The 10,565-nt window shown below is 29.2% G+C and carries 11 protein-coding genes; 10 read left to right on the top strand and 1 reads right to left on the bottom strand.

Going from position 1 to position 10,565, the window contains the following annotated elements:
- Positions 1–325, top strand: a 325-nt coding sequence (locus JE46_RS24375; RefSeq protein ID WP_031457767.1) for a hypothetical protein, incomplete at its 5' end; no start/stop codon positions are given.
- A gap of 31 nt (positions 326–356) precedes the next feature.
- Here the strand turns inward: JE46_RS24375 and JE46_RS24205 are convergent.
- A complete protein-coding gene (locus tag JE46_RS24205) occupies positions 357–524 on the bottom strand; it encodes a hypothetical protein (RefSeq protein ID WP_157505996.1) in 168 nt (55 codons plus the stop codon).
- A 284-nt stretch (positions 525–808) separates the two neighbouring features.
- On the opposite strand from JE46_RS24205, the gene JE46_RS23650 reads away from it, so the two are divergent.
- The 9 genes from JE46_RS23650 (at position 809) to JE46_RS23610 (ending at position 10,343) form a co-directional block, all read left to right on the top strand.
- Complete coding sequence (locus tag JE46_RS23650) at positions 809–1,093, top strand: hypothetical protein (protein ID WP_051873009.1); 285 nt, start codon at positions 809–811, stop codon at positions 1,091–1,093.
- A gap of 555 nt (positions 1,094–1,648) precedes the next feature.
- Positions 1,649–3,133: a PI-PLC domain-containing protein gene (locus JE46_RS23645; protein ID WP_031457765.1), complete on the top strand. Its 1,485-nt coding sequence runs from the start codon at positions 1,649–1,651 to the stop codon at positions 3,131–3,133.
- Positions 3,134–3,473: 340 nt separating this feature from the next.
- Positions 3,474–5,441: a hypothetical protein gene (locus tag JE46_RS23640; protein ID WP_031457764.1), complete on the top strand. Its 1,968-nt coding sequence runs from the start codon at positions 3,474–3,476 to the stop codon at positions 5,439–5,441.
- A 368-nt stretch (positions 5,442–5,809) separates the two neighbouring features.
- Complete coding sequence (locus JE46_RS23635; protein WP_031457763.1) at positions 5,810–6,514, top strand: hypothetical protein; 705 nt, start codon at positions 5,810–5,812, stop codon at positions 6,512–6,514.
- Positions 6,515–6,772: 258 nt separating this feature from the next.
- Entirely contained in the window at positions 6,773–7,330 is a 558-nt protein-coding gene (locus JE46_RS23630; protein ID WP_031457762.1) for a hypothetical protein, read from the top strand.
- 323 nt (positions 7,331–7,653) lie between these two features.
- A complete protein-coding gene (locus JE46_RS23625; protein ID WP_157505995.1) occupies positions 7,654–8,151 on the top strand; it encodes a PQQ-binding-like beta-propeller repeat protein in 498 nt (165 codons plus the stop codon).
- Positions 8,152–8,193: 42 nt separating this feature from the next.
- Positions 8,194–8,724: an outer membrane protein assembly factor BamB family protein gene (locus tag JE46_RS23620; protein ID WP_031457760.1), complete on the top strand. Its 531-nt coding sequence runs from the start codon at positions 8,194–8,196 to the stop codon at positions 8,722–8,724.
- A gap of 157 nt (positions 8,725–8,881) precedes the next feature.
- On the top strand, positions 8,882–9,649 hold the full coding sequence (locus tag JE46_RS23615) for a leucine-rich repeat domain-containing protein (protein WP_180904135.1): 768 nt from the start codon (positions 8,882–8,884) through the stop codon (positions 9,647–9,649).
- A 298-nt stretch (positions 9,650–9,947) separates the two neighbouring features.
- Entirely contained in the window at positions 9,948–10,343 is a 396-nt protein-coding gene (locus JE46_RS23610; RefSeq protein WP_031457758.1) for a hypothetical protein, read from the top strand.
- Positions 10,344–10,565: the final 222 nt, after the last annotated feature.

The following is a 10,565-nucleotide window of genomic DNA, read 5'->3' as shown; positions in this document are numbered from 1 at the left end:
TGATACAGATTTAGCAAAGATTGCAGCTCTTCTTGATATTCTTGTTTGGTCAACTCCTGACAATGGTACAAAACTTGAAAAATTAATATACGATTGGATAATTTCAGATAATAAAATTAAAGTTCAAATAATACTTTTAAGACAAGATTCATTTCCTCGATCTGAAAGGGGCGAAAATATTAAAGTCTTAGAAAATGTCAAACAAATTTTTCCGGAATTAACGGAACTTTGTAACTATCATATTGACGAATTCGACTATCAAAAAAAAACAGGTCTAAGACGACTAGAATTGCTTCACCACATTCGTGAGAATAAAAAGATATAAGGAAACCTGCTCATCTCTTCTAAGTGTTTCTTCATAAAATTGAAAAAACATCCCAAGCTCTCCGAAGTGTTCTTATAAAATGCCCCGCTCCCGCACTAATCCTTTCGTGTGTGCTTTTGAATCCGAACTCACTCACTTTCTGAAGTCTTCTTACGAAACGCTGTGCATGTCTTTGACCCGGCTCCCCGAAGTGTTCCATTCTTTATTGAGAAGAAGTAGAGCTAACCAAACATTCTTTTGATAGTTTGTAATCTTTTTTGGTTATTTTTGAGAAATATAAAAGAAAACGAAATTGTGCCAAGCTGCCTTAATTGGGTGGATGTGCGAATATTTTGTTTCGCATGTATACAAGTTAGCGGTCAGGCTACAACAACGGGCAGAATTCAAGAAACTATCATAAAAACAATAAATATTTTCATTATTACAACAAAAGAATAATTGAAAATTTGAAACTATAATTATATCAATTTTAAAATCAGCAAAATGACAAATACAAATGACTTACTAATTATTCTAATGGCATTTGGAATACCTTTCATTTCTTTCGTGATAATTTTTTGTTGGCTCGTGGCTTTTAACAAAACGACTACAGGTGAAATAAAATACATCTTACCACCAGATGTTTTTTTAAAGGTAATGGCTGTAATTATGGTCGTTGCTGTAATATTTGTATTGACCTTCTACAAAATAATGGAAGTTAGTGTCACAGCGGCTATTTTAGGTTCAGTAGTGACAGGAACAATAGCTTCTATAAAAAAATCTGAATAAAAAAAAGCCCCGATTCTCCGAAGTGTTCCTAATGAAAACGCAAATGTCTTCGACTTTGCACATTTTTTTAATCTTCTTATAAATTCAAAACCTCTTAAAGTCTCTCGACTTTAAATAACTGTTCTTTCTTTAATAGCCAGGAAATTAGACTATTAAAGAAGGAACATGGATATAAATTTCAAAAAATAAAGCTAATTTTTGAGACATGCGGATTTAAGGTGCAAACGATCACCAGATTGGAATTGTATCCTGACTTTAAATCTGTTTTTGTGTGCATATCAAAAAAGCATCACTTCTTTTTAACCGTTATAAAAACAGGTAAAAGTACGTATTGTCAAGACTTTTTTTAGTCATACTTTTCCGCCATTGAGAATCGGTTAATTCACTAAAGTGGGTTTTCATTTATCTTTATTTTTTCGCAATTACAAGATAAACAGATTCTTCCTTTCTACAAATTATTTATTATTCCAAAGCATACTCTAAGTGATGGCTAAAGAAGTTTTGTAGGTTTGGACAATTCATTTTTAGACAAATATTACTGTAACAACATTAATTATGAGAAAAAATCATGCGAATTGGATGGGAGATTTAATGAATAATAATTCACCATTTATTAATCATCCTCTTAATTCAATTATTATTCCAGGTACTCACGATTCTGGAACAATGACTTTAGACACTCGTGCGAGAACACAAACTCTAAACATTAAAGAACAGCTTGAACATGGCGTTCGTTATTTTGATTTTCGGATTAAACTTAGTGGAAACAAATATTATTTTCATCATACGCTATGCTCAGATGACGTATTATGTGAAAAAAAAATTGATTTTACAACCCCAAAAAGTGATTATGCATTACATCAAATTCGAAATTTCTTAATAGAGCAGCCTAATGAAATTATAATTTTAAAATTTCAGAACTTTTTAAATCTAACGATCGACGATGACTATGTTGATTTGGTAAATTTACTGGTCACTTATCTGGAATTTAATGACCCAAACTCAGTAATTTCTAAGTGTGGACTAGTACAATATAAAAACTCAGATACTATTCAATCTTTAAATAATGACGGAAAACGGGTATTTGTGTTTTTTGATGTTGAAAATGTTCCTATTGATGCTGGAAAATCAGCTTCTATATGGAGTAAAGTCAATAAATATAGTCCTCTTTTAAAAAAAGGAACTGGTTATGATTTATGGGATCCGTTTTGGGGTGATGACAGTTCATTATCGGTAAAGGATACTGATGTTGAAAATGTTAATAATTTTTGGGAATGGCACAACAACAATATACAAACATGGGCAAACAATGGTTTTTATGTTTTGCAATCACATATGCAAACACTTCATGGTTCTGGAAATGGCAGTAACCCTATTTATTATAATATTGCAGAACAAGCGGCTGATGCAACCTATTATTTAGAAAATGATATAACAACCGGAGATTTTATATCTAATAATGCTCGTAACATTAATCATTATATTGATTTAATAAAAAAGGGTACAATAATTAATATAGTACAATTCGATTATATACAACATGGAGGGGTAATGGATGCAATAATTAATTACTATACTAATCCCACCAACAGAGCCCCACAGCCACTACATTTCCAAAAGCCAGTTTATTTGAAATTAAACAACTTAAATCGTTATATTGGATATGGAAGCATGTCACACTCCTATCTTTATCCTCTAATTTCCGAAAATGAAGTTTTTCTTAAATTAGTTAATTTTAATAATAACATTAGCAGTTCTCAAATTCATGATGGAGATGAAATCTTAATCTGCACATCAGAGCAGGAGGCTGGTACAAAAAACCAAATTTCTGTTTATCAAACCAATGATTTATATTACTACAATGCTAATAGCGACCATGAAAAATGGATTATCTATAAAGACAAGAAAAAAAGCGTTATCAATGATGGAGATTACGTTTGGTTTGAAAATGCTGGTTGTAACATTTTAAGAGCATATGGTATTTATCTTACTACCGAAAAAATGACTAAACCTACGCGATGGATTATTAGTATCGGATAAGATAAAAAGAGAGATGTTATTTATAAAGATTAAAGCAGCTTAAATTATATAGGCTGCTTTTTTATGGCTACTTTCACGTTATTTAATTTCTCTTCAGAAATTAATTTATACAAAATATAATTAATTGCCCGGCTCCCCGTAGTGTTCCATTCTTTATGGAGAAGGAGTAGAGGTAACTAAATATTCTTTGATGCTTTGTAATCTTTTTTGGCTATTTTTGAAAGTATATAAACGGAACAAACATTCGTATATACACCCAATTTTGGGTATATTATCGCTGCTTTGTAGTGCATATAAAAAAGTTGATGGCAATTTCAGAAACAATTAAAATACAGGGAATATGATAAAGGAAAGCAAAATTAAAGAGTTAATTTATGAAAAAGTGGCTAACTTGCTTGATATTGAATTATCTAATTTTGGTTTCAAATATCTAAAATCGAAGAGACATTTTTTTAGGCAAGAAAAGTGTTATAAGCAGTTTATATCTTTATATAGCCAGTATTCTCCGATTAGCTATAATGATAAGACTGAACAATTATTTCTTACTTTTAATCTTACAACAAGTATTGAAATTCCTGATTTCGATAAATGGTGTTTGAATACGTTGGATCGAAAAACAAATTTTTCGCATAGTATTGAAAACTTTGCTTATCAAATAGAACTAACTTTTGATGATTTTACAGATGATGATTTTTTTACACCATCAGCATCACTGGAGTTCAAGAGAAAAGTTACGCTCTCACTGTTTGGAGTAAACCAACAAAACAAGGATGTCACTTCATTTAATAATCTGATTAATCAGATACCAATCTTAGTCTCATCTTTGTCAGACAATTCAGATATTAAAAAAATTTTTGAAAATAGAAAATATCCTTTAGAATATACCTATACCTATCTCTTGTTTTTTGGAGGGTTAACTGATTTAGGACAAGAGCAAATTCATAAAACTTACCAGTTCATAATTGAAGAAATTAAAGAAAAGCTTAAAAATTCAGAAAATGAGGCAAGTAGAAGTATAGCCCAGTTAGATAATTTTATAGAAATAGCAAAAAAAGTAGCTAACATACAGTTCTTAAATCCATATGAACGTACAATAAAAATAAGAGAAAATCAAAACAGAAAATTGGAATTTTCAGTAAAATCTGTTTTTGTCGAAACCTTACGAATTGATATTTCCCAATTTGAAATTAGAGCATTTCATGTTAATACTAAAGGAGATATTTTATTATTTGCAAATAATAAAACGGTGTTCAAACTAAATTACAAAGGTGAAATTATTTTTGAGAAAACTATTGAACCACCAAAAGGATTTGATGACTACTGGTATGTTAAATCTGGTTTAATTTTAGGAACAGATGATTTCTACATAAATAATTTCATTATTACGGCTGAAAATATCTTGATGGAATTAGTACTTCCATTAAAGAAAATGAAAAATAAAAAATTACAGAATCCGCATATAACCGATTTGGTTTTTTCTGAAAAATTAGATAAGTATCTTATTCTTTATGAGAATTATTTTTTGGTTTATTCTAAAACCGGCCTGATTGAAAAAACATTAGAAATAGAACAAGGAAGAAATAATCGTATAATCACAGAAAAAGATTGGATTATAACTCAAAGTAAAGAGAATACAAACACAATAATTGATTTTGAAGGTAATCAAATTGGCAAATATGATTTTGGTAATGGGAATAATGAGTATCAATTTTCAAATTCATATGATTATTTTATTTGTTTTGCATTTTCGACAAAATCGCAATTTTATGATTTAAAAACAGCTAAGAAAGATACACTTTGGGCGCATCCCACTTTTATTAAAGACTATAAAGAAAGAATGTACAATGACATTGAACACAACTTTGATTTGGGAAATGCAAAATTTTCTCCTGACGACACATATATTGTTGGAGGTGCTTATCATGGAAAGTATGTCGCATGGAACCTCCCCAAAATTAATCGGATTGAATTACTTCCTAGGCTTGAGTATTTAGAATTGTTTGATCCTCAAGTATCTACTGTTTATTGCGAAGGAAAATCTGAAACGAGAGTTACTAAACCTGAATTTGTTGATCTTGATGGTCAAATATTTTTTAAAAATAGAGGAAATCATATATCTAATATTATATTTCTTGAAAATGGGGATCTTTTTCTAACAGTAATCCCTCAAAGTAAAATAATTCTCATCTGGAATAGGGAGTTTAAAAATGTAGGAATGCAGAAGATCGATGACCATATAGAATATTATGATGATAAGTATTTAACCCAAAGGACAGGAAGTGAAATAATAATATATACACAAAAATAAAACTGCTACCAACAGCTAAACCCGATTGCGCAGATCTGCACAACGTTAGCGCAGAATTGTATGCTGTGCCCGTAAAGTGAAGCAAACTAAGCATATAAATTGCCTCACTAGTAAAGAGTTTTATGATAAGTTTGCCCAGATCCCCGTAGTGTTCCCATTCTTTATTGAGAAGGAGTAGAGGTAACTGAATATTCTTTGATACTTTGTAATCTTTTTTTTGGTTATTTTTGAGAGTATATGAACGAAACAAACATTCGTATATACACCCAATTTCGGGTAGATTGTCGCTACTTTGTAGCATATATAAAAAAGTTGTATGCTATTTTACATAAACACTCTACAAGAAAGAACATTTATTAAAAACAAAAATGAATAAAACACTACTCCTATTATTTAGCTTTTTATTTTTAAGTTGTAATTCAAAATCTCAAAATAATATTAAGGAAAAAGAACCCGAAAAACAACAAGAAATAGCTAAAAATAAATTAACGGGAAACCAAATTATAGTAGGATTAGACAAACTCAATTTTTTCAATCTAACCGAAAAAAAAGATTTAAAAGAAACAAAAGCTGAATTTGAAAAATCTTATAATGAACTAAATTTTTTTGAAGGCAAAATGAAAGGCGAAAGCTTAATATTTACTGACAATAGATTTTATTTTATAGATTCAGAAACGCTATTTGAAGGTGGTGGTTTAATTCAGTATTTAGAGACTGTAAAAAAATCATTTGACAAACTAAATTTGAAACTTGAATTTTCAGATGAATTTAATAATCAAACAGAAAGACATTGGACTCATAAAATAAAACTCAACGGAAAAGAATATATCGCTTTTGATAATGATTTTGGAGAAAATGATTGGGGAATTTCATATATAAATTTTATAGAGATGTTAAACGACCAACTGAAATTACAGAAAAGTAACGAGAGATTTTATCCTATAAGTTCCGGAAATGATGGAAGGATAGTTTTACTAACTAAAGAACAATTTGAATTTGTGAAAGCAAACTATCCAATTAATAAAGAGCATCCTATGGAAATAAGTGAATGGAAACATTACAATACAATGTAAAAAAAAACAGCATACAACAGCTACTCCTACAGCTGGCGAGCGTCTCGCTCGTGAAACGTAAGCAAAAATCAATAAAAGTTTCTAAATTAAGAAGATAGAACCACTCAATTCACTGTTGATCATTTGTAAATATTTATTTATACATTCGTAAATAAATATTGTAGGTATTTGTCAAACATACCTAACCAAAGATTTTATATGGGTGTGATGAAATCACATATATATAAGTTAGCAGAAATAAACATTAATCATACTCCAATGAAAAATACTTTTACAATCTTGTTCATTTTATCATTTTCACTAAGCTTCTCTCAAAAATATTTGGATGCTAATATAATCAAGATGAATAATGATACAATTAACGCTACAATTGAAATAAGTACAAATATGTTTAACAAAAAGCTAATAAATGAAAGTAGTTTTTATAGAATGCTAATCCTTGTAGATAAAAATGGAGAAAAGAAAGAAAAAATAAAAGCTGCAGATGTAAAAGAGTTAAAGTTCACAGATTTTGATCAAAAACAACAACTTTATGTAAATAATGGAAAAGCTTTAAAAAAAGTTGTTTACAATGGTGCAAAAATCAAGTGGTATTGGGATATTTCTCAAAACTTATATGACGGTTCAATACAACACTCCGAATATTTGGTTGACGATAAAGGTATAAAATATAAAATGGGACTTTTTAAAGGGAAGAAATCAACGCTCCTGGAAATTACAAAATCAAAACCGGAATTAGTTGCCGAAATAGAAAATACGGTACTTTCAAATGAAAATATGATACATATTCTTGAAAAATATGAAAATCTACAATAATACTCTCTCTTCGAAGTGTTACTGTGAAAAGCTTCATTGTTTTGCAAATGTCTTCGACTTCGCACATTTTTTTTAATGTCCTTGTAAATTCAAAACCTCTTAAAGTCTCCCGGCTTTAAATCACAGTTTCATGCAGTTTTGTTTTATTGAACAGAGTAGGCAACCAAACATTCTCTTGATAGTTTGTAATCTTTTTTGGTTATTTTTGAAAATATATAGATGCAACAAACATTTGTATACACACTCAATTTCGTGTAGATTGGCTCTGCTTTGTAGCGTATATAAATAAGTTAGCAGATATTTTGAGAAAAATCGCAACCAAAATGAGAATAACAAAATTTTTAATCTTTACTTTTTTAATTTGTCTTCTAGGTTGCAGAAAGGACAATGAAACTACAATTGCTGATAATCAGAAATACGTAAAGTTACTCTGGAGAAATAAACAATTTGATTGGATTCCAACAACTTTAGTTGCAAAAAACAAAAAGTTATATTTTGGAAATTCAAACAGAAATTTTTATTCAGTAGATTTAGAAAATGGAAAAGTTTATTTAAAATTTCAAAGTGACTACAATCCATTTCATAAACCATTAATATTTGGGCAAAACTTACTTTTAGCAGAGTATGGAACTGATTTAAATTGTTTTGACACAATAGGAAAAATAAAATGGAAAATTAATGGTGAAGTAAATTTAAGAAAAGATTTATCTGAAAATGATAAATTTATTTATGGTTCAGTACAAGGTAATGGATTTAGTAAAATAAATAAAATAGATGGAAAAGTAATTTGGTATTTACCTAAAGATTCAAACATAACATAAACGAATAAACCTGCATTTTTTAAAAACATCATATATTTAGGTTTGGCAGAACTAAATGCAAAACTTATAGCAATTAATAATGAAAATGGGGAAATTGTTTGGGAAAATAAATATAAAAAATTCTCGAATTTAAGTCAAAGTAAAACAGAAGTAGGACTTTTAGTTTGTCTTGATAAAGATTTCAAAGAAGGTAAAATTTTGATGTTGAATTATGAAAGCGGGAATGAAATTTGGTCCAAATCTTTAAATTGTGATTTGTATTATGAACCTTGTGTTGTAAACGAAAACATAATTTTAAGTACATATGACAGCAAAATCATTTCTGTCAATATTAAAAATGGAAGGACAAATTGGGTAATGAACTTAAAAAAAGACCAGGCAGAAAGCAATATTATAAATTTTAAAGAACATATATATTTTGGAACAAGGAATCGAAATCTATATTCATTAAATAATGAAACTGGAAAAATAAATTTCATTCAACCATTTAATTACGGAATTTCAACACCAATTGTTCAAGACAATAGAATTTTTTTCCCAACTGGCGGAAGTGAAATGTGGGGGTTAAAATAAAAAAAAATCGGCTACACACGCTACATTCAATTTGGGTATTTTGCTTAATTTAAATATGGTTTTGTATTGAGAAGATAAAGCAAATCCGAATAATGGGCTTAATTTAGTCCCAAACTGCTTGTAGTAAGAGAACGTTAAGCACAAGATAATCAGAACTATGAATAAAAGAATTTCCAAAATACCGAATGATGTTCAGGACAGAAATTCTGTTGCTTGGAAAAAACTATGTGAATACATTGACCAGGTTGCTGAAAATGGAACTGACGAGTTTGTTCCGAGAGAAGCTCTTGGAGACGAATTGTTTGCTCAAATTTTCACTCTTCCCGAGTCAATCGCAAAACTTAAAAAAGTTAAGAAAATTGGACTTTATGGAAGTAATCTGAAGAGAATTCCGCCTGAAATTGGACAAATGGAATCGCTTGATTTTTTCGACCCGTATACTTCTTATAACTTACATTGGTTTCCATTCGAGATTTATAAGTGTAAAAAACTAAAAGACAGTCGAATTAGCACGAGAGCACTTTATGGTAATTATAAAAACCGAATGGGATTTCCAAAACTTGATCACAACCCCGTTAGATATTATGGAGATAATTTAAAATGTAGTGTCTGCGAAAAGAAACTAACATACGAAACAACCAACCAGATGTGGATTACCGCACACGTTGGAACTGATACAATACCAATGCTTGCTAATTTATGCTCAAAAGAATGTGAGCAGGAACTACCCAAGCCACCAAAAGATTATGTTGAGTTTCCACATAAAGGCGGAGCTGATTTAAAACAGCCAGATATGGACGAGTTTGAATACATAAGAGCCAATTACCGAACTGTAACGCTGGAAGAAATTGAGTCTAATAAAAAAGAAACTAAAAATGAAAAACCGAAACTTTTGAAATTAATTAGAAAGATTTGGGAGAAATAAAAAAAAGCCAGTGCCTAACTGTACCTAAAAAAACATGGGGCGACAGTGGTAAAACCCCATCCCCCGAAGTGTTCCATTTTTTATTGCGAAGGAGTAGAGGTAACTAAATATTCTTTGATGCTTTGTGATCTTTTTTGGTTATTTTTGAAAGTATATAAACGTAACAAATATTCGTATATATACCCAATTTCGGGTAGATTATCGCTGCTTTGTAGTGTATATAAAAAAGTTGTGCGATAGTTAACTGCAAAAATGGAAAAAATAACTTTCATTTTGAAAAAAAATAAAATTATATATTATGTACTTAAAAGAAGTATACAAAAAAGAAAAGTTTGAGAAATTTATACAAATAATAAATTTACTAATCAGAGCAATTTTAGTAACTTCTTCATTAATATTTTTTTTTACATTATTATTTATTTTCTTAACTTTTATATTTAAAATTAAAATAGAATCATACTCCGTTTTATATGAAATTTATATGATTTTTGCTTTCGGCTCATTTTATTCAATAATCTTTGGAATAATACCTGTTGTTGGGGTTTTAATTTTAACAAAATATATAAATAGAAAACAAAAATTAGAAATTTTTAAAATCAGAAATTATACAAATTTATTACTGATAAATGCAATTTTCATTTTAGTTTATATATTATCGATGACAATTTTTTTACAGATCAATAATCAATATTAAAATTAGAACTAAAATAAGTAACAGAATTGTACTAAATAAATAACCGATCGCACAACACACGTAGCTGTTGCGCAACTCTCTTAAAAAAGTAAAATTTCAAGATAAGCATAAAAAACAACCTCGTTTAAACATATTTAAGCGAGGTTTATTTTTGTTTTTAAGTTGTAGTCTTTAAAAATTGAGGCGCTTAAAAACATGTTTTTTAAGTCATAGATAGCCGTT

Source organism: Flavobacterium chungangense LMG 26729 (assembly GCF_000735715.2).
Classification (GTDB): domain Bacteria; phylum Bacteroidota; class Bacteroidia; order Flavobacteriales; family Flavobacteriaceae; genus Flavobacterium; species Flavobacterium chungangense.
The sequence above is the reverse complement of the archived record's forward strand: the minus strand, read 5'-3'. Positions and strand labels throughout refer to the sequence as shown.

Bases quoted from the DNA above. Each gene is read 5' to 3' on its own strand.
- JE46_RS24205 (WP_157505996.1), bottom strand. From the start codon at position 524: ATGGAACACTTCGGGGAGCCGGGTCAAAGACATGCACAGCGTTTCGTA.
- JE46_RS23650 (WP_051873009.1), top strand. From the start codon at position 809: ATGACAAATACAAATGACTTACTAATTATTCTAATGGCATTTGGAATA.
- JE46_RS23645 (WP_031457765.1), top strand. From the start codon at position 1,649: ATGAGAAAAAATCATGCGAATTGGATGGGAGATTTAATGAATAATAAT.
- JE46_RS23640 (WP_031457764.1), top strand. From the start codon at position 3,474: ATGATAAAGGAAAGCAAAATTAAAGAGTTAATTTATGAAAAAGTGGCT.
- JE46_RS23635 (WP_031457763.1), top strand. From the start codon at position 5,810: ATGAATAAAACACTACTCCTATTATTTAGCTTTTTATTTTTAAGTTGT.
- JE46_RS23630 (WP_031457762.1), top strand. From the start codon at position 6,773: ATGAAAAATACTTTTACAATCTTGTTCATTTTATCATTTTCACTAAGC.
- JE46_RS23625 (WP_157505995.1), top strand. From the start codon at position 7,654: ATGAGAATAACAAAATTTTTAATCTTTACTTTTTTAATTTGTCTTCTA.
- JE46_RS23615 (WP_180904135.1), top strand. From the start codon at position 8,882: ATGAATAAAAGAATTTCCAAAATACCGAATGATGTTCAGGACAGAAAT.
- JE46_RS23610 (WP_031457758.1), top strand. From the start codon at position 9,948: ATGTACTTAAAAGAAGTATACAAAAAAGAAAAGTTTGAGAAATTTATA.